Origin of the sequence: Enterobacter cloacae complex sp. IR5428, assembly GCF_049238585.1 — a bacterium.
Lineage (GTDB): Bacteria > Pseudomonadota > Gammaproteobacteria > Enterobacterales > Enterobacteriaceae > Enterobacter > Enterobacter intestinihominis.
Window position 1 is genome coordinate 305,903 of sequence record NZ_JBMKHV010000007.1, and the last position, 19,878, is coordinate 325,780.

A 19,878-nucleotide genomic window follows, 5' to 3' on the forward strand; every position below is an offset into this window, starting at 1 on the left:
TCAGGGTAATCGTTATCTTCAAACCTGTAGACCGGCGCTACGCTTATCCGGCCTACAGGGCAGGTGATGCTAAATAGTTACTAAACGTCCAGCAGCAGACGCGTTGGATCTTCCAGCAGCTCTTTAATGGCAACCAGGAAGCCTACGGACTCGCGGCCGTCGATCAGGCGGTGATCGTATGAGAGCGCCAGGTACATCATCGGCAGGATCTCAACTTTACCGTCTACCGCCATTGGACGATCTTTAATGGCGTGCATACCCAGGATCGCGCTCTGCGGCGGGTTGATGATCGGGGTAGACATCAGCGAGCCGAACACGCCACCGTTGGTAATGGTGAAGTTACCGCCAGTCAGGTCTTCAACGGTCAGCTTGCCGTCGCGGCCTTTCACGGCCAGCTCTTTGATTTTCTTCTCAATGTCAGCCATACCCAGGGTGTCCACATCACGCAGAACCGGGGTGACCAGGCCGCGTGGGGTAGAAACCGCCATGCTGACATCGAAGTAGTTGTGGTAAACCACGTCATCGCCATCGATAGACGCGTTCACTTCCGGGTAGCGTTTCAGCGCTTCAACTACCGCTTTCACGTAGAAGGACATGAAGCCCAGACGGATACCGTGACGTTTTTCAAACGCGTCACCGTACTGCTTGCGCAGGTCCATGATTGGCTTCATGTTGACTTCGTTGAAGGTGGTCAGCATCGCGGTGGAGTTTTTCGCTTCCAGCAGACGCTCGGCCACGCGCTTGCGCAGGCGGGTCATCGGCACGCGTTTTTCGCTACGTGCGCCCAGAGCTGGCTGTGCCGCTGGTGCTGCCGCAGGGGCTTTCGCTTCCGCTTTCGCCTCTGAAGGCGCTTTTGCCAGATGCTTGTCGATATCTTCGCGAGTCAGACGGCCACCCACGCCGGTACCTTTGATGGCTGCCGGATCGAGGCTGTGCTCAGCCAGCAGGCGACGGATCGCCGGGCTGAGCGCGTCATTGGTCTGATCGGACAGAGACGCCTGCTGGCGCTGGGCTGGGGTAGACGCTTTCTCTTCAGATTTCGCGCTGGACTCTTTGCCCGCGCTGTTGCCTTCACGCAGGCGACCCAGGATCTGGCGAGAAGTCACGGTCGTACCTTCGTCTTCCAGGACTGCATCCAGAATGCCATCCGCTGAAGCCGGTACTTCCAGTACCACTTTGTCAGTTTCGATTTCTACCAGCACTTCGTCACGGGTTACCGCGTCGCCTGGTTTTTTGTGCCAGGTGGCGACGGTTGCATCTGCTACGGACTCAGGCAGGTCGGGAACAAGAATATCTACGCTACTCATTATGTATCCTTTAATTAATCGACGTTCAGCGCGTCATTGACCAGATCTTGTTGCTGCTTCTGGTGAACGGACATATACCCTACCGCCGGAGAGGCGGAGGCCGGGCGACCTGCATAACGCAGGGCAGACCCAAATGGAATCACTTCACGGAAATGATGCTGGCTGCAATACCATGCGCCCTGGTTGAGCGGCTCTTCCTGGCACCAGACAAAATCATGAACGTGAGCGTACTGTTTCAGTACTTCCTGCATCGCCTGATGCGGGAACGGATAAAGCTGCTCGATACGCACGATGGCGACATCTTTCTGATCGTTCTTACGGCGCTGTTCCAGCAGGTCGTAATAAACCTTACCAGAACACATTACGACACGCTTAACGGCCTGCGGATCCAGCTCGTCAATTTCACCGATGGCTGGCAGGAAGGTGCCGTTAGCCAGTTCATCCAGGCTCGAAACCGCCAGCGGATGACGCAGCAGGGATTTTGGCGACATGACCACCAGCGGACGGCGCATACCGCGCAGCGCCTGACGACGCAACATGTGGTACACCTGAGCCGGGGTGGACGGCACGCAGACCTGCATGTTCTGCTCGGCGCAGAGTTGCAGATAACGCTCCAGACGCGCGGAGGAGTGCTCCGGCCCTTGTCCTTCATAGCCGTGCGGCAGCAACATCACCAGACCACACATACGGCCCCACTTCTGCTCACCGGAGGAGATGAACTGGTCGATGACGACCTGCGCACCGTTGGCGAAGTCACCGAACTGCGCTTCCCAGATAGTCAGGGTGCGAGGTTCTGCGGTGGCGTAGCCGTATTCGAAGGCCAGAACCGCTTCTTCTGACAGCACGGAGTCCCAGACCTTGAACTGGCCCTGACCGTTATGCACGTGCTGAAGCGGAGTATAGGTTGAACCGTTAGACTGGTTGTGTACAACCGCATGACGGTGGAAGAAGGTGCCACGACCCGCATCTTCACCGGACAGACGAACCGGAATACCTTCGTCAACCAGCGTCGCATAGGCCAGCGTTTCCGCGCCGCCCCAGTCGAACAGCTTTTCACCCGCCGCCATGGCCTGGCGGTCGCCATAGATCTTGGCCACGCGGGACTGCATCTCGATCGCTTCCGGCACGGTGCTGATGCGTTTAGCCAGCTCCTGCAAACGCTTCATCTCAACCTTGTTCGGGTAGCTCTCGTCCCACTCGTGGTTGAGGTACGGCGACCAGGTAAAGGAGTGCATGTTCATTGGGCGCAGCTCTTTGACCACGCATTCACCCGCGTCCAGCGCGTCGCGATAAAGATTGACCATTTCGGTCGCATCTTCCAGCGTCGCCACTTTTTCGCTTTCCAGCTTGTCAGCATAGATTTTACGCGGCGTCGGGTGTTTTTTGATTTTCTGGTACATCAGCGGCTGGGTTGCACTTGGCTCATCCGCTTCGTTGTGGCCGTGACGGCGGTAGCAGAAGAGGTCAATGAACACGTCGCGCTTAAAGGTGTTACGGAAGTCCAGCGCCAGACGGGTAACGAAAGCAACGGCTTCCGGGTCATCCGCGTTTACGTGGAAGATTGGCGCCTGAACCATTTTACCGATGTCGGTGCAGTACGGGGTAGAACGCGCATCCAGCGGGTTAGAGGTGGTGAAGCCCACCTGATTGTTGATTACGATGCGAACGGTACCGCCCACTTCATAACCACGCGCTTTCGACATGTTCAGGGTTTCCTGAACCACGCCCTGCCCTGTGACTGCCGCATCACCGTGAATGGTGATTGGCAGCACTTTATTGCTGCTCGGCTCGTCCAGACGATCCAGACGCGCACGCACGGAACCGATAACCACCGGGCTGACGATTTCCAGGTGCGACGGGTTAAACGCCAGCGCCAGGTGAACCTGACCGCCCTCGGTTTCGATATCTGACGAGAAGCCCATGTGATACTTCACGTCACCGGTGCCGAGGTGCTCTTTATGTTTACCCGCAAATTCGTCGAACAGATCCTGCGGTTTTTTACCCAGCACGTTAACCAGCACGTTCAGACGGCCACGGTGCGCCATGCCCAGCACCACTTCGCGCGTGCCGCTCTTACCGGCATGACGAATCAGCTCTTTCAGCATCGGGACTAACGCATCGCCGCCCTCCAGTGAGAAGCGTTTTGCGCCCGGGAATTTCGCGCCCAGATAGCGCTCAAGGCCTTCTGCTGCCGTCAGTTCGCTCAGGAAACGTTTTTTCTCATCTGCTGAGAAATTCGCGTGACCCGCCACGGATTCGATACGCTGCTGGATCCAGCGTTTCTCTTCGGTGGAGGTAATGTGCATATATTCCGCGCCGATGGAGCCGCAGTAGGTTTGCTTGAGCGCATCAATCAGATCGCCCAGTTTCATCGTGTCTTTGCCGATGGCAAAGGAACCTACGTTAAAGCTTTCCTGGAAATCGGCCTCGGTCAGATCGTGATAAGCCGGATCGAGATCCGCTACACGTTCCTGCTGCCACAGTCCCAGCGGATCGAGATTCGCATGCTGGTGACCACGGAAGCGATAAGCGTTGATAAGCTGCAGGACTTTTACCTGCTTCGCATTGGTGTCAGGGTCGGAAATCGCAGAAGAGTAACGTGAGGCATCCTTCGCCAGACGACGGAAATAATCACGTGTTTTTGAATGGAATTGATCCGGTTTGACCCCTGTACCAGGCAACTGCTGGAACATGGAACGCCAGTTTGCGTCCACTGAGTCAGGATCGGTTAAGAAGTCTTCATAGAGCTGTTCTATCCAGCTCTGGTTTGAACCAGAGAGGTAAGAAGAGTCCAGCCAGGCTTTCATTGCGCCGTTCTGCATCGTGATCCCTTAAGCATTTTTATGCTTACTTTCGCCGTAGAAACTACCACGCACACCACGTGTACGTGCCGGGGTTCACCTGCGAGCTCTTTTCATTTGGCCCGCGAAGGAACCTTTAGAAACTGTCTAAACTTCAGGGCAGTTTTTAAAGGTTTCTGCAATTTGCCCGGTGGCGCTACGCTTACCGGGCCTACTGTTACGTAGGCCGGATAAGCGCAGCGCCATCCGGCGTTGTTACTTACGCACTGCGCTGCAACAACATCGACTTAATATGGCCGATGGCGCGCGTCGGGTTCAGCCCCTTAGGACACACACTGACGCAGTTCATGATGCTATGGCAGCGGAATACGCTGAAAGCGTCACTTAACCCTTCCAGACGATTCTCGGTTTCGGTATCGCGGCTGTCGATCAGGAAGCGATAGGCAGCCAGCAGACCCGCAGGGCCGATAAATTTATCCGGGTTCCACCAGAATGACGGGCATGACGTTGAACAGCATGCACAGAGAATACACTCGTACAACCCATCGAGTTTTTCACGCTGCTCAGGCGACTGTAAGTGCTCGCGAGCGGGTGGATTTTGCCCATTATTCAATAAGTAAGGCTTAATCTTCTCATATTGTGCATAGAATTGCCCCATGTCCACCACCAAATCACGCACGACCGGCAGGCCAGGCAGAGGACGGATGACAATTTTCTGGCCTGCACGCTGTAGCGCTGAAATTGGCGTGATACAGGCCAGACCGTTTTTGCCGTTCATGTTTACACCGTCAGAGCCACATACCCCTTCACGGCAGGAGCGGCGGAACGACAGCGTAGGATCTTTTTCTTTCAGCTGGATTAAAGCATCCAGCAGCATCATGTCACGACCTTCTTCCGCTTCGAGGGTGTAATCCTGCATACGTGGAGCATCGTCTACATCCGGGTTATAACGATAAACTGAGAATTCGAGTTTCATTATCCTGTCTCCGCATTAGTAAGTACGAATCTTCGGCGGGAACGCCGGACGCAGTTTCGGTTCCATGTTAACGCTACGACGCGTCATGGTTTCCGACTCTGGCAGATACAGGGAATGGCACAGCCAGTTTTCGTCATCACGATCCGGGAAGTCGAAGCGGCTATGGGCGCCACGGCTTTCGGTACGGAAGTTTGCCGACATCGCGGTCGCGAACGCGGTTTCCATCAGGTTATCCAGCTCCAGGCACTCAACGCGCTGGGTGTTGAACTCGCTCGAAGTATCGTCCAGACGGGCATTCTTCAGACGCTCGCGGATCGTTTTCAGTTGCTCAAGCCCTTTGGCCATCGCGTCACCTTCACGGAATACCGAGAAGTTGTGCTGCATACACTCTTGCAGCGCTTTACGGATTTCCACCGGATCTTCGCCGTTACGGTTGCCGTTCCAGCGGTTGAGGCGCTCAAGAGAGGCATCAATCTCGTCGTCGGTCGCATCACGCAACGCGCCCTGCTCGGCAATAGATTCCTGGAGATGCAGCCCCACCGCACGGCCAAATACCACCAGGTCCAGCAGGGAGTTGCCGCCCAGACGGTTTGCGCCGTGCACGGATACGCAGGCAATTTCGCCTACCGCGAACAGACCAGGGATGACCACGTCTTCACCCTGCTCGTTCACGGTCAGCGCCTGACCGGTCACTTTGGTCGGAATACCGCCCATCATGTAGTGACAGGTTGGGATAACCGGAATCGGCTCTTTTACCGGGTCGACGTGGGCGAAGGTGCGGGACAGTTCCAGAATGCCCGGCAGACGGGATTCCAGCACTTCTTTACCAAGATGGTCGAGTTTCAGCTTCGCGTGCGGGCCCCAAGGGCCGTCGCAGCCGCGGCCTTCACGGATTTCGATCATGATGGAACGCGCCACCACGTCACGACCCGCCAGATCTTTCGCATTCGGGGCATAACGCTCCATAAAGCGCTCGCCATGTTTGTTCAGCAGATAGCCACCTTCACCACGGCAGCCTTCTGTCACCAGCACGCCCGCACCGGCGATACCGGTTGGGTGGAACTGCCACATCTCCATGTCCTGCACCGGCACGCCAGCGCGGATAGCCATCCCAACGCCGTCACCGGTGTTGATGTGGGCGTTGGTAGTGGACTGATAGATACGGCCTGCGCCGCCGGTGGCCAGCACGGTTGCGCGCGCTTTGAAATAGACCACTTCACCGGTTTCAATGCACAGTGCGGTACAACCCACCACCGCGCCATCGGCGTTTTTCACCAGATCCAACGCATACCACTCGGAGAAGATGGTGGTGTGGTTTTTCAGGTTTTGCTGATAAAGGGTATGCAGCAAAGCGTGACCGGTACGGTCAGCCGCTGCTGCGGTACGTGCCGCCTGTTCGCCGCCGAAGTTTTTCGACTGGCCGCCAAACGGACGCTGATAGATGGTGCCATTTTCCAGACGGGAGAACGGCAGACCCATGTGGTCCAGCTCCAGAATCGCTTCCGGGCCGGTTTTACACATATATTCGATGGCATCCTGGTCGCCGATGTAGTCGGAACCTTTTACCGTATCGTACATGTGCCATTCCCAGTTATCTTCATGGGAATTACCCAGCGCAACGGTGATACCGCCCTGCGCAGACACAGTGTGGGAACGGGTCGGGAATACTTTAGAGAGCAGCGCACAGGTCTGGCCGCTCTGGGAAATTTGCAGTGCGGCGCGCATACCTGCGCCACCCGCACCAATCACAACAGCATCAAATTCTCTGACTGGCAGTTTCATTACACACCCCACACCACAACAAATCCATAAATGACGTAAACCAGCAGAGCAACAACAATAATCAGTTGCAGCGGAAGGCGAATCGCCAGCGGTTTAACGTAATCGGTCAACACCTGCCACATGCCAATCCAGGCATGAATAAGGATGGAGAACAGGGCCAGCAGGGTGAACACTTTGGTGAAGGCCGATCCGAAGAAACCACTCCAGATTTCCCACGTCAGTGTGCCGCTAGTGGCGAAGAAACCGATCATATAGATGATGTAGAGCGTGAGGACGATGGCGGTAGCGCGGACCAGGATGAAGTCATGTACGCCGTTGCGTCCTAATGCGGAGGCGTTGCTTACCATACGAGAACTCCTGCGAGAAGTGAAAGCACGACAGTGATCACAAATGAAATGTTAGCGGTACGTTTACCGGCCTCGAACGTCTCTTCCAGGTAACCAAAGTCCATCAGCATATGGCGAACGCCGCCAACCACGTGATAGGCCAGCGCGGTCAGAATGCCCCACATGATAAATTTCACGAAGAAGCTGTTCATGATGGCTGAGGCCTGGAGGAATCCTTCAGGAGATGAGAGGCTGGTTCCCAGTAACCACAGCAAGATACCAACCGCCACAAACGTAATCACACCAGAAACACGGTGCAGAATGGACGCTATTGCTGTTACAGGGAATCGGATCGTTTTGAGATCCAGATTGACAGGTCTTTGTTTTTTCACATTTCTTATCATGAATAACGCCCACATGCTGTTCTTATTGTTTCCTTCCTCCGGACTGCGATGCGGGTCAGACAGCGTTCCTTTTCTATAACTGCGCGTCATGCAAAACATTGCTTCCAAATGCTAAAACGACACGTTACAACGCTGGGTGGCTCGGGATTGCAGGGTGTTCCGGAGACCTGGCGGCAGTATAGGCCGTTCACAAAATCATTACAATTAACCTACATACAGTTTGTTGGGTTTTCTCTGGAACAGTGATCGGGGTCACGATAACAACATCTTTTTAATTTTTAATCATCTGATTTGACAAATGTTAAACAATATTGTTACAAACGTCATCAGAAAAGGCATATAATGCGCAAAAGTTATGAGGTCTCTCTTTCACCTGACAAATAGTTATGTAACAGTGTGATGGTATTGACCGAAGTTATCAGGACAGTTATTAGTGATATACAGGTTTGAATAATTCGGACTGCAAAAACGCTGATTTGCTGTTGTTTCACTGATATTTCATTCGTTTACCTGCAAGGCGCCATAGCTCTGTACCCTGGTTTCTCCTCGTGAGCTGAGCGGTAAGCCAAATAACAATCTGGTAACGATGATTAACAGCTGAAAGCAAATCCGGTAAAGCGCAGTCTTAAGCATAAGGCGCTAAGGAGACCGTAAATGGCTGATACAAAGGCAAAACTCACCCTAAATGGTGATGATGCTATTGAACTGGATGTGCTAAAAGGCACGCTCGGTCAGGATGTTATTGATATCCGTACGCTGGGTTCCAAAGGGGTATTCACCTTTGACCCTGGATTCACCTCCACCGCATCTTGCGAATCCAAAATCACCTACATTGACGGTGACGAAGGTATCCTGCTCCATCGCGGCTTCCCCATCGATCAGTTAGCCACCGAATCCAACTATCTGGAAGTGTGCTACATCCTGCTGAACGGCGAAAAACCGACGCAGGCCCAGTACGATGAATTTAAAACCACCGTGACCCGTCACACCATGATCCATGAGCAGATTACCCGTCTGTTCCATGCGTTCCGTCGTGACTCTCATCCGATGGCGGTCATGTGCGGTATTACCGGTGCGCTGGCGGCGTTCTACCACGATTCTCTGGACGTGAATAACCCACGTCACCGTGATATCGCGGCGTTCCGTCTGCTGTCCAAAATGCCTACCATGGCGGCGATGTGTTACAAATACTCTATCGGTCAGCCGTTTGTGTATCCACGCAACGACCTCTCCTACGCAGGTAACTTCCTGCGCATGATGTTCTCCACGCCGTGTGAAGAGTACGAAGTGAACCCGGTGCTGGAACGCGCGATGGACCGTATTCTGATCCTGCACGCTGACCACGAACAGAACGCCTCGACCTCTACCGTCCGTACCGCAGGCTCTTCCGGCGCGAACCCGTTCGCCTGTATCGCTGCGGGTATCGCCTCCCTGTGGGGACCGGCGCACGGCGGCGCGAACGAAGCGGCACTGAAGATGCTGGAAGAAATCAGCTCCGTTGAGCACATTCCTGAGTTCGTGCGCCGCGCGAAAGACAAGAATGACTCCTTCCGTCTGATGGGCTTCGGTCACCGTGTTTACAAAAACTACGACCCGCGCGCGACCGTCATGCGTGAGACCTGCCACGAAGTGCTGAAAGAGCTGGGCACCAAAGATGATCTGCTGGAAGTGGCGATGGAGCTGGAACACATTGCGCTGAACGATCCGTACTTCATCGAGAAGAAACTCTACCCGAACGTCGATTTCTACTCCGGTATCATCCTGAAAGCGATGGGCATTCCGTCTTCCATGTTCACCGTGATCTTTGCCATGGCGCGTACCGTAGGCTGGATTGCGCACTGGAACGAAATGCACAGCGAAGGCATGAAAATCGCCCGTCCTCGTCAGCTGTATACCGGCTACGAGCAGCGTGACTTTAAGTCTGATATTAAGCGCTAAAAAACACGCCCGGCGGCGCTTCGCTTGCCGGGCCTACAAGTGCGAGATGTAGGCCGGGTAAGGCGTAGCCGCCACCCGGCTTTTTTACATCTGGCACCCAGGACACCAGTAAAACGGTCTGGAAGAGATCGTCGCCTTCTCAATCACCCCGCCACACCGCTCACACTTTTTACCCGCCCGATGAAACACCTTGAAGCGAAACAACGCCCCGTGATGCTTGTTCTCATCCACCATGCCGCGCGTGTTGTACGACAGCCGTGGAATATCCAGCAACGCGTGCGACAGCGCCTCCAGCTTTCATCGCTTAGCTGCGACGCTTTGTGCTGCGGCGCCAGCCCCACTTCCCAGAGGATCTCCACCCGCAGGTAGTTTCCCAGCCCCGCCAGAAATGCCTGATCGAGCAACAGCCCGGAAAACTGCCGGTTGCGGAATGTGGGCGATAACAGCCGGGCTTTCACATCGCTTGCCGTCAGGCGCATATCCAGCACGTCCGGCCCAACCCGCTGTAAGAACGGGTGCGTGAGCAACTGCTCCGGCGTTAACATTTCGATATCAGAAGCGCTGTAGAGCAGGATCGCCTTATCCGCCGTTTGTAGCCGCACTCGCAGCACGCGGGTCGTTTGCGGCTGCTCGTCCGCCTTTACCACCCGCCAGACGCCGTAAAGCTGATTGTGGCTATATAACGTAAGGTTATGGGAAAAGTGGGTGAGCAACGCTTTGCCGCGCGTTTCAATGTGGGTCACCGTCTGTCCCACCAGCTCTGTTTCAAACGGTTTTAGTTGAGGAAAGGCAAACCAGACGTGTGTCAGAGTTTTGCCCTTTATCGCCGCCTCCAGGCTATCCGCCGCGCGGCGGATCTCCGGACCTTCTGGCATGTTATTGTCCTTTCATGATTATTCTGCGCTGACAACAATGCCCTCTTCCGAGAACGCCGCCCGCAGGCGTCGTGCAAACTGGAGCGCATGCTCGCCGTCACCGTGTAAGCACACCGTATCAGCCTGAACGTTTGCCGTTGTACCCTCCGTTGAGGTTACTCGCCCGAAGCGCACCATCTCCAGCGTCTGCGCCAGCGCTTTACCTTCGTCGGTGATCAGCGCACCGGCCTGCGTACGCGGAACCAGGCTGCCGTCCGGCAGGTATCCCCGATCGGCAAACACTTCCTGCCGCGTAGTCAGCCCCAGCCGTTCGCCGGCACGGATAAGCTCGCTGCCCGCCAGGCCAACCAGAATCAGACGCGGATTGCAGTCCCGTACCGCGCGGGCAATGGCGTCTGCCAGAGCCGGATCTTTCGCTGCCTGGTTATAGAGCATGCCGTGCGGCTTGACGTGACGCAACACGCCCTTCTCAGCGCGCACTATCGCCTCCAGGGCGCCGATCTGGTAGAGCATTTGCGCGTAAACCGTCTCAGGCGGCAGATCCATCGCCGTGCGACCAAAGTTTTCCCGGTCCGGAAAGCTGGGGTGAGCGCCTATCGCCACGCCGTTTTTCATGGCATTGCGCACGCTCGCCAGCATGGTTTGCGCATCGCCGGCATGAAACCCACAGGCGATGTTCACCGAGGAGACCAGCGTCATCAGCGCCGCATCGGCGCTGCTGCCCTCCCCCAGATCGGCGTTTAAATCAATCTTTACCATCGAGCCTCCACGCCAGCTGTTCGAGATAACGCTGCTGATCCTGACGGGCTTTCAGCGCCTCCTCCAGCGAACACTGCACAAAATGAATTGGCTGACCGAGAGGAATTTGCGCCAGATGGTAGCGATCCGCTTCGATAATGCAGGCAATACGCGGATATCCTCCCGTGGTTTGCGCATCGTTCATCAGTACGATAGGCTGGCCGTTGCCCGGCACCTGAATCACCCCCGGCAAAAGACCATGGGAAAGCAGCTCCCGGTCAGTTGTGCGGGTCAGCGGCTGGCCCTGAAGCCGGTAACCCATGCGGTTACTCTGCGGGCTGATCTTCCATGGCGAGCGCCAGAAAGACTCTTTTGAGGCCTCATCGAACTCATGATATTCCGGCCCCGGCAGGGCGCGGATCAGGTTCCCCCACAGCAGCTGCTTCACGCCCTGCGTGGTGGTGAAATGGCGCGCTGATGGCTTAATCGCCAGGCGATCGCCGTCGCGCAGCAGCCGTCCTTCATGTCCGCCCATTCCCGCTTTCTGGTCGGTGCTGGATGAGCCCAGCACCTCCGGCACGTCGATACCTCCCGCCACCGCAAGATAGCTGCGCACGCCGTGCAGAGGACGCTTGAGCGTCAGACGCTGTCCGGCTTTCGCCCGCAGGCGCCAGCCGGTCCACACCGCTTTGCCGTCCAGCGTCGCGTCACAGCCCGCGCCGGTTAAGGCAAACCAGGTTTCCTGACCAAACTCAATCACGCACTGACCCAGCGTAATTTCTAACGCCGCCGTGCTGCCGGCGTTGCCTACCAGCAGGTTGGCAATCTCCAGCGAGGGACGATCAAGCGCACCGCAGTAGCTCACGCCCGACTGACGCAGCCCAAAACGCCCGGCATCCTGTACCGAGGTGTAAAGCCCTGCGCGAATAAGCGTTAACATATCCCCTCCTTTTGCGGGATAAAGCGCAGGGTATCCCCCGGACGCAGGAGTATGGGCGCGGCCTGGCCTGGTTCAAATAACGGCGTGGACGTGTGCCCGATAAGCTGCCAGCCTCCCGGCGAGGCGAGTGGATAAATTCCCGTTTGCTCGCCACCAATCGCCACGCTGCCCGCCGGTACGCTCAGGCGCGGCTCAGCCCGGCGCGGCGTATGCAACTGGGGCGATAACCCGCCCAGATAGGGGAAACCCGGCTGAAATCCCAAAAACCAGACAACATAGTCGACTGAGCTATGCAGCTCCACAACCTGCTTCTCCGTTAATCCACAGTGTTCGGCCACCACGCCAAGGTCGGGGCCTCCCTTGCCGCCATAGACAACCGGGATCTCAATCGTCCGCGATTCCGGCTCCAGCGCCTCGCTCTCCTCCCACCAGCGTTGCAGACGCTCAATGGCATCCAGCGCCCCCGTGTGCGGATCACGCAGCACCACGGTGATATTATTCATACCCGGAATAGCTTCAACCACGCCGGGTAGCTCGGGCAGTCGCTGAGCCAGACGCCAGATACGCTTTTGCGTGGCAAGCGTCACCGGAGGCTCAAGTTCCAGAACCACTGCGGTTTCACCCAGAAGATAACAACGCGCTCGCTGCACTTAACTACCTCTCATCAGGCCGGATTAGGGATATCAATAAACGTCACATCCAGATCGGTATTTTCCGTCAGCCACTCGCTGAGGGCGCGGATGCCGCCACGCTCGGTGGCGTGATGGCCTGCCGCGTAAAAATGCAGGCCTTGTTCACGGGCAGAGTGAATGGTCTGCTCGGAAACCTCGCCGGTAATGAAGGCGTCGACACCGAAACGCGCCGCGCTATCAATAAAGCCCTGGCCGCCGCCGGTGCACCATGCCACGCGCTTCACGGTATCCGGCCCGGTGTCGCCGCACCACAGCGGACGACGCCCCAGGCGTGCTTCGATCCACGATGCCAGCTCCAGACCCGGAACCGGCATCGACAGTTCACCCCACGGCACCAGGGGTTCAATTTCGCCCATCACGGTAATCCCCAGCAGCTGCGCAAGCTGAACGTTATTCCCCAGTTCAGGATGCGCATCGAGCGGCAGGTGATAGCCGTACAGGTTGATGTCATTCGCCAGCAGCGTTTTGAGACGGTTGCGCTTCATGCCGCGAATAATCGGTGATTCGTTTTTCCAGAAATAACCGTGATGGACAATCACCGCGTCGGCTTCCTGACGCACCGCCTCATCCAGCAGCGCCTGGCTTGCCGTTACGCCGGTGATGATTTTTTGCACCGTCTCGCGACCCTCCACCTGTAAGCCATTCGGACCGTAGTCGCTAAACGAGGCGGTGTTGAGTTTTTCGTTAATCAGGCGTTCCAGTTCACTGTTTTTCATCATCATTCTCTCAAACTTTTCGGGCTGCTTCATACGCCGCCAGCGTGGCGACGCGCGCCTGTTTATGGTCGACAATGGGACGGGGATAGTTCAGGGTAACACGCTGTTTATCCGCCCATGCCCAGGGTTCATGAATGGCTTTGGCGGGGACATCCTTAAGTTCAGGCAGCCAGCGACGGATAAACTCGCCGTCGACGTCAAATCGTTGTCCCTGCGTGGTCGGATTAAAGATCCGAAAATAGGGAGCCGCATCCGTGCCGGTGGAGGCCGCCCACTGCCAGCCGCCGTTATTTGCCGCCAGATCGCCATCGATCAGCTGAGAGATAAAATAACGCTCTCCGGTTCGCCAGTCGATAAGCAGATCCTTTACCAGGAAGCTGGCGGTAATCATACGCAGACGGTTATGCATCCACCCGGTTTCATTGAGCTGCCGCATAGCCGCATCAACAATCGGGAAGCCGGTAAGCCCACGCTGCCATGCCTTCAGCAGCTTCTCATTCGACTGCCACTGTACCTTATCGGTCCAACGAATGAAGGGGCGATGTTTACATAAATCAGGATGATACGTCATCAGATGGCGATAAAACTCACGCCAGATCAGTTCGTTCAGCCACACTGCGCCCGCCCCCCCGTCTACCGCCTGAGGCTGTTCCGCCAGTAGCCGATGTAAACACTGGCGCGGGGAGAGCGCGCCCAGCGCTAAACAGGCCGACAGGCGGCTGGTGCCTTCAATCGCTGGAAAATCCCGCCGCGCCTCGTAATCCGCCGCCCCCTGCGCGCAGAACTGACGCAACCGGGCGATAGCCGCTTTCTCGCTGGCGGGGAATACCGTTTCATCAAACGACTGCTGGGGATAATTCAGCCTGATGTCCTGCAGATCCGTTATCGTTTCCCCTCTTATGGCCGGGGCGGGAACGCATTCTGGCAGCCCCTCTTTCAGGCGTTTGATAAAAGCATTTTTAAACGGCGTGAAAACTTTATACATTTCGTGACTGCCGGTCATCACGCTGCCCGGTGCGAGCATCACGCTGTCATCAAAGCCTTCACAGACCACGCCCGTAAGGTTTTTCTCCAGCTGACGATCCCGCTGCTGCTCGTTAAATTCATACTGGTAGTTGTAAAAAAGACGCGTTACCGCGTGCTGCTTACAGATTGCCTGCACCATCTCAAGCTGTGCGGCAAAATCATGGGCCTCTTTATAGATCAGCGGAATGCCTTTTTCGGCCAGTGAATGTTGCAGGTCATTCAGATACGCGCTGAGTAATGCCGCTTGCCGGGGCGCCATGTCATGCTGCCGCCACTGTTCAGGCGTGGCGATAAACAGGGCCAGCACATTCGCGTCTTTAGCGCGGCAGGCGGCCGCGAGAGCGAAGTTGTCGTGAGTGCGTAAATCCGCGCGAAACCAAACCAGATGGGTGGGCATAAAACTCCAGGCAATTGTCCATTATGTCCGTAAGGGCATGCCGTAAAAGGAAAAAGGCATGCATTGAACTACTTTGCCATGAAGTGTAGACGGGATGAAATAAAAAAGGCCGCCCGAGGCGGCCTTAACGCTACTTGTCCTGCGCTATCGGGGTAAAGGCAATAAACACATTCGGTTTATCACTCTTTACAACGAGTGCGCTGGCGACAATGAACGCGATGCATAAATAGCGTTTCACTATGCGGTCCCTGCTGCTAACCGCTCCACCTATCACCACCGGTGATAAATCGGTGGACACAAGCCCGGGTAGGCGGGCTGCTTTACGGCTATGGATACACCTTTCCCAGGACCGATGCCCATTTGCGAGATGGCGGAAAGGGACGTGGCATCATAATTAACACCAACGCCAAAAGTAAGTTATTTCAGTAAAATTAGGAATTTATAAAGGTGAAGTGGATTGCGAACTTTTTAAAGAAGGGTATGATAAAAATCCCGGGTAGGGGCTGCAAGATTACCCAACGGACCGCGAATCCCGAGGGACAAAAAAACCGCCACTTTGCTGTAGGCGGTTTTTTTATGGCTACGATGTCACACCGTATCAGTAGAAATCGCAGGTTGCTTTCTCGGCCTGATCCATCCACACCGGCTTTTCGCTGGTTTTCGCCCAGACGCGGTGCAAATAGCTGTAAAAACGTGCGCGATCTTTCCAGAACAGCATCACCGGCAGGGCCAGCACGCCAGCCACTACGGCGAAAGTGCGACGCATGAACACGATATGAGCCGGATACTCTTTATAAAGATCCATATTTTTCTCCCCTGTAGTTGGCCGGAAACCGTCTCCGGAAAATGTGAAATCTGTGACCTGGTTAAAATAATACCGCTTTGTTTGTAATTTTACTACTCATCCGACCACTTATTTTCATCCATTTCGTGAATATTTACATTCACGCCTGTAATTAAGTTACAAAAAAGTTAACAATTTACTTAACAATAGTTAAATTATGGTCTTTCCCATTTTTATACTTTTTTTACACCTGCCCTTCTGATTTTTGCGAAATCTTTGCGCCACAAATCCTACCGTTTGTACAACAACAAAAGTCACCCGGAGGTGGAGTGTGAGTGCAGGTCTGATTGCCGGCATCGTGCTGGTGTTCCTGTTATTGGGTTATCTGATTTATGCCCTGATTAATGCGGAGGCATTCTAATGGCTGCTCAGGCGTTTTTGCTTATTGCCAGCTTTTTACTGCTGCTGTTTGTGCTCGCCAGGCCGCTGGGAACAGCGCTGGCACGGCTGATAAACAACGTGCCACTGCCGGGTACGCGAAAAATTGAAAACGTGCTCTGGCGCATTTCAGGTATCAGCGACCGCGAAATGAGCTGGGGCCAGTACCTGATGGCGATACTGCTTCTGAATATCGTGGGGCTTATTGCCCTCTTTACGCTGCTCATGCTCCAGGGCAATTTGCCGTTGAATCCGCAGCAGTTACCAGGTTTATCCTGGCATCTGGCGCTGAACACGGCGGTCAGCTTTGTCACCAATACCAACTGGCAGTCTTACGCCGGTGAAACCACGCTCAGCTACTTCAGCCAGATGGCCGGGTTAACCGTGCAAAACTTTCTGTCTGCAGCCAGCGGTATCGCGGTGATCTTCGCCCTGACGCGCGCGTTTGCCCGTCAGAATGTCAGCACGCTCGGCAACGCGTGGGTTGATGTCACGCGCATCACCCTTTGGATCCTTGTGCCTGTTGCGCTGATTATTGCCCTGTTCTTTATACAGCAAGGCACTCTGCAAAACCTGCTACCTTATACCCCTTACACCTCGCTTGAAGGGGGCAGGGAACTCCTGCCAATGGGGCCAGTGGCGTCGCAGGAAGCAATCAAGATGCTGGGCACCAACGGGGGCGGCTTCTTCAACGCCAACTCATCGCATCCGTTTGAAAACCCAACGGCATTAACCAATTTTGTACAGATGCTGGCGATCTTCCTGATCCCCGCCGCGCTCTGCTTCGCCTTTGGCGATGTGGTTAACGATCGCCGCCAGGGCCGTACGCTGCTGTGGGCCATGTCGTTAATCTTCGTGGTCTGCGTAGCACTGGTGATGTGGGCCGAATGGAACGGCAACAGCCACTTCATGCAGCTGGGGGCTAACAGCAATATCAACCTGGAAGGCAAAGAGAGCCGCTTCGGCATTCTTGCCAGCAGCCTCTATGCGGTGGTCACCACGGCGGCCTCCTGCGGGGCGGTGAACGCCATGCACGACTCTTTCACCGCGCTTGGCGGCATGATCCCGATGTGGCTGATGCAGATTGGCGAGGTGGTCTTCGGTGGGGTCGGTTCGGGGCTGTACGGCATGCTGTTGTTCGTTCTGCTCGCCGTGTTTATCGCCGGGCTGATGATCGGCCGCACGCCGGAATATCTCGGCAAAAAAATCGACGTCCGCGAAATGAAATTAACCGCGCTGGCAATCCTGGTCACCCCCACCCTTGTGCTGCTCGGTACCGCCCTGGCGCTGATGACCGACGCCGGGCGCAGCGGCATCTTTAATCCGGGCATTCACGGCTTTAGCGAAGTGCTTTACGCCGTTTCGTCTGCCGCAAACAACAACGGCAGCGCCTTTGCAGGATTAAGTGCCAACTCACCGTTCTGGAACTGTCTGCTGGCGTTCTGCATGTTCTTCGGTCGTTTCGGCGTGATTATTCCCGTCATGGCGATCGCCGGAACACTGGTGAATAAGAAGATCCAGCCGACCACTACCGGTACGTTACCGACTCACGGCGCGCTGTTCGTCGGCCTGCTGATTGGCACCGTTCTGCTGGTAGGTGCCTTGACCTTTATCCCCGCCCTCGCGTTAGGCCCGGTTGCGGAATATCTCTCTTTACGCTGATTTTGCGGAGAATTTGTCATGAGTCGTAAACAACTGGCCCTGCTCGAACCAACCTTAGTTCGTCAGGCCCTCATGGATGCGGTAAAAAAACTGAGCCCGCGCGTGCAGTGGCACAACCCGGTGATGTTTATTGTCTGGACTGGAAGTTTACTCACCACCGCATTGGCGATTGCCATGGGAACGGGACACCTTTCAGGAAATGCAACCTTTACCGGCGCCATCAGCCTGTGGCTGTGGTTTACCGTGCTGTTCGCCAACTTTGCCGAAGCGCTGGCGGAAGGCCGCAGTAAGGCGCAGGCCAACAGTCTGAAAGGGGTCAAAAAAACCGCCTTTGCGCGCAAATTACGCGAACCTAAATACGGCGCGCAGATGGACCACGTTCCGGCGGATGAACTGCGCAATGGTGACGTGGTGCTGGTGGAAGCCGGGGACATCATCCCCTGCGACGGGGAGGTAATTGAGGGCGGCGCGTCGGTAGACGAAAGCGCTATTACCGGGGAATCCGCGCCCGTGATCCGTGAGTCGGGCGGAGATTTCGCCTCAGTTACCGGCGGAACGCGCATTCTTTCCGACTGGCTGGTGATCCAGTGCAGCGTTAACCCGGGCGAAACCTTTCTCGACCGGATGATCGCCATGGTGGAAGGCGCACAGCGTCGTAAAACGCCGAACGAGATCGCCCTGACCATTCTGCTGGTGGCGCTCACCATTGTGTTCCTGCTGGCAACGGCGACCCTGTGGCCCTTCTCTGCCTACGGCGGTACAGCGGTCAGCATCACCGTACTGATCGCCCTGCTGGTCTGTCTGATCCCCACCACTATCGGCGGCCTGCTTTCCGCGATTGGCGTGGCGGGGATGAGCCGTATGCTGGGCGCGAACGTCATCGCCACCAGCGGACGCGCCGTTGAAGCGGCGGGTGACGTAGACGTACTGCTGCTGGATAAAACCGGGACCATCACCCTGGGTAATCGTCAGGCCTCTGACTTTTTACCTGCTCCCGGCGTGGATGAAAAAACGCTGGCCGACGCGGCGCAGCTTTCTTCGCTGGCCGATGAGACGCCGGAAGGTCGCAGTATCGTGATCCTCGCCAAGCAGCGCTTTAACCTGCGCCAGCGCGACGTACAAAGCCTGCACGCCACGTTCGTGCCCTTTACGGCGCAAACCCGCATGAGTGGAATTAACATTCAGGACCGGATGATCCGTAAAGGGTCCGTTGATGCCATTCGCCGTCATATTGAAGCCAATAATGGACATTTCCCTCCGGAAGTCGACCACCTGGTGGAAAGCGTGGCGCGTCAGGGGGCAACCCCGCTGGTGGTGGCGGAAGGTGCAAGCGTTCTGGGGGTTATCGCTCTGAAGGATATCGTTAAAGGGGGTATTAAAGAGCGTTTCGCCCAGATGCGTAAGATGGGCATTAAAACGGTGATGATCACCGGGGATAACCGTCTGACTGCGGCGGCCATTGCCGCCGAAGCGGGCGTGGATGATTTCCTTTCCGAAGCGACACCGGAAGCAAAGCTGGCGCTCATTCGCCAGTATCAGGCGGAAGGTCGTCTGGTGGCGATGACCGGCGACGGCACCAACGACGCCCCGGCGCTGGCGCAGGCTGACGTGGCGGTGGCGATGAACTCCGGCACGCAGGCGGCAAAAGAGGCGGGCAACATGGTGGATCTCGACTCGAACCCGACCAAGCTGATCGAAGTGGTGCATATCGGGAAGCAGATGCTGATGACGCGCGGCTCGCTGACCACGTTCAGTATCGCCAACGACGTGGCGAAGTATTTCGCCATAATCCCGGCGGCCTTTGCGGCAACCTATCCGCAGCTGAATGCCCTGAATGTGATGCACCTGCACTCTCCAGCCTCGGCCATTTTGAGCGCGGTGATCTTCAACGCGCTGATTATTGTCTTTCTTATTCCGCTGGCGCTGAAAGGGGTGAGCTATAAGCCGCTGACGGCCGCCGCCATGCTGCGCCGTAACCTGTGGATTTACGGTCTGGGTGGGCTGGTGGTGCCCTTTATTGGGATCAAGGTTATCGACATGTTGTTAACGCTGTTCGGGCTGGTTTAAAAGGTGAAT

Annotated in this window: 16 protein-coding genes and 1 pseudogene; 4 read left to right on the plus strand and 13 right to left on the minus strand. The window is 56.0% G+C overall.

All coding sequences use genetic code 11. The annotated features are described in order from the left end of the window. Positions 1-80 precede the first annotated feature (80 nt). The 6 genes from odhB to sdhC all read right to left on the minus strand — a co-directional run bounded on the left by odhB (position 81) and on the right by sdhC (position 7,611). Positions 81-1,307, minus strand: a complete 1,227-nt coding sequence (gene odhB / locus ACOTXC_RS13385; protein WP_003858613.1) for a 2-oxoglutarate dehydrogenase complex dihydrolipoyllysine-residue succinyltransferase — start codon at positions 1,305-1,307, stop codon at positions 81-83. Between the two features lie 14 nt (positions 1,308-1,321). After that, positions 1,322-4,129, minus strand: a complete 2,808-nt coding sequence (gene sucA, locus ACOTXC_RS13390; RefSeq protein WP_022647462.1) for a 2-oxoglutarate dehydrogenase E1 component — start codon at positions 4,127-4,129, stop codon at positions 1,322-1,324. A gap of 238 nt (positions 4,130-4,367) precedes the next feature. Further along, positions 4,368-5,084, minus strand: a complete 717-nt coding sequence (locus ACOTXC_RS13395; RefSeq protein ID WP_022647461.1) for a succinate dehydrogenase iron-sulfur subunit — start codon at positions 5,082-5,084, stop codon at positions 4,368-4,370. A 15-nt stretch (positions 5,085-5,099) separates the two neighbouring features. Further along, positions 5,100-6,866 (minus strand): succinate dehydrogenase flavoprotein subunit, encoded by a 1,767-nt coding sequence (gene sdhA, locus ACOTXC_RS13400; protein WP_023299611.1) that lies wholly within the window; start codon positions 6,864-6,866, stop codon positions 5,100-5,102. Further along, entirely contained in the window at positions 6,866-7,213 is a 348-nt protein-coding gene (sdhD, locus tag ACOTXC_RS13405) for a succinate dehydrogenase membrane anchor subunit (protein ID WP_003858621.1), read from the minus strand. The genes sdhA and sdhD overlap by 1 nt, the downstream gene beginning before the upstream one ends. Further along, the gene (gene sdhC, locus ACOTXC_RS13410) at positions 7,207-7,611 is read right to left on the minus strand and encodes a succinate dehydrogenase cytochrome b556 subunit (RefSeq protein WP_026080740.1); all 405 of its coding nucleotides are present in this window, start codon (positions 7,609-7,611) and stop codon (positions 7,207-7,209) included. Before sdhC ends, sdhD begins: the two co-directional genes overlap by 7 nt. 639 nt (positions 7,612-8,250) lie before the next feature. On the opposite strand from sdhC, the gene ACOTXC_RS13415 reads away from it, so the two are divergent. Then, a complete protein-coding gene (locus ACOTXC_RS13415; RefSeq protein WP_006809584.1) occupies positions 8,251-9,534 on the plus strand; it encodes a citrate synthase in 1,284 nt (427 codons plus the stop codon). 84 nt (positions 9,535-9,618) lie between these two features. Here the strand turns inward: ACOTXC_RS13415 and nei are convergent. From nei to ACOTXC_RS13450, 7 genes and pseudogenes are all read right to left on the minus strand, one after another. After that, positions 9,619-10,409 (minus strand): annotated as a pseudogene (gene nei, locus ACOTXC_RS13420) (endonuclease VIII). 18 nt (positions 10,410-10,427) lie between these two features. Further along, positions 10,428-11,168, minus strand: coding sequence for a 5-oxoprolinase subunit PxpA (gene pxpA, locus ACOTXC_RS13425; RefSeq protein WP_022647459.1), 741 nt, complete (start codon positions 11,166-11,168; stop codon positions 10,428-10,430). Continuing rightward, a complete protein-coding gene (gene pxpC / locus ACOTXC_RS13430; protein WP_022647458.1) occupies positions 11,155-12,087 on the minus strand; it encodes a 5-oxoprolinase subunit PxpC in 933 nt (310 codons plus the stop codon). The genes pxpA and pxpC overlap by 14 nt, the downstream gene beginning before the upstream one ends. Continuing rightward, positions 12,081-12,737, minus strand: a complete 657-nt coding sequence (gene pxpB / locus ACOTXC_RS13435) for a 5-oxoprolinase subunit PxpB (protein ID WP_421767747.1) — start codon at positions 12,735-12,737, stop codon at positions 12,081-12,083. Before pxpB ends, pxpC begins: the two co-directional genes overlap by 7 nt. A gap of 14 nt (positions 12,738-12,751) precedes the next feature. Then, a complete protein-coding gene (locus ACOTXC_RS13440; protein WP_003858635.1) occupies positions 12,752-13,495 on the minus strand; it encodes a type 2 GTP cyclohydrolase I in 744 nt (247 codons plus the stop codon). A 10-nt stretch (positions 13,496-13,505) separates the two neighbouring features. Continuing rightward, the gene (gene phrB / locus ACOTXC_RS13445; protein WP_199125575.1) at positions 13,506-14,918 is read right to left on the minus strand and encodes a deoxyribodipyrimidine photo-lyase; all 1,413 of its coding nucleotides are present in this window, start codon (positions 14,916-14,918) and stop codon (positions 13,506-13,508) included. A 598-nt stretch (positions 14,919-15,516) separates the two neighbouring features. Further along, positions 15,517-15,723, minus strand: coding sequence for a YbfA family protein (locus ACOTXC_RS13450; protein ID WP_014069366.1), 207 nt, complete (start codon positions 15,721-15,723; stop codon positions 15,517-15,519). Between the two features lie 310 nt (positions 15,724-16,033). Between ACOTXC_RS13450 and kdpF the strand changes: the two genes are divergently transcribed. Genes kdpF through kdpB form a run of 3 tightly spaced genes read left to right on the plus strand, consistent with a single transcriptional unit; the run spans position 16,034 to position 19,869 of the window. Then, complete coding sequence (kdpF, locus tag ACOTXC_RS13455) at positions 16,034-16,123, plus strand: K(+)-transporting ATPase subunit F (protein WP_003858638.1); 90 nt, start codon at positions 16,034-16,036, stop codon at positions 16,121-16,123. Continuing rightward, on the plus strand, positions 16,123-17,802 hold the full coding sequence (gene kdpA / locus ACOTXC_RS13460) for a potassium-transporting ATPase subunit KdpA (RefSeq protein ID WP_023305700.1): 1,680 nt from the start codon (positions 16,123-16,125) through the stop codon (positions 17,800-17,802). Before kdpF ends, kdpA begins: the two co-directional genes overlap by 1 nt. A gap of 18 nt (positions 17,803-17,820) precedes the next feature. After that, the gene (gene kdpB / locus ACOTXC_RS13465; RefSeq protein ID WP_421767748.1) at positions 17,821-19,869 is read left to right on the plus strand and encodes a potassium-transporting ATPase subunit KdpB; all 2,049 of its coding nucleotides are present in this window, start codon (positions 17,821-17,823) and stop codon (positions 19,867-19,869) included. Positions 19,870-19,878: the final 9 nt, after the last annotated feature.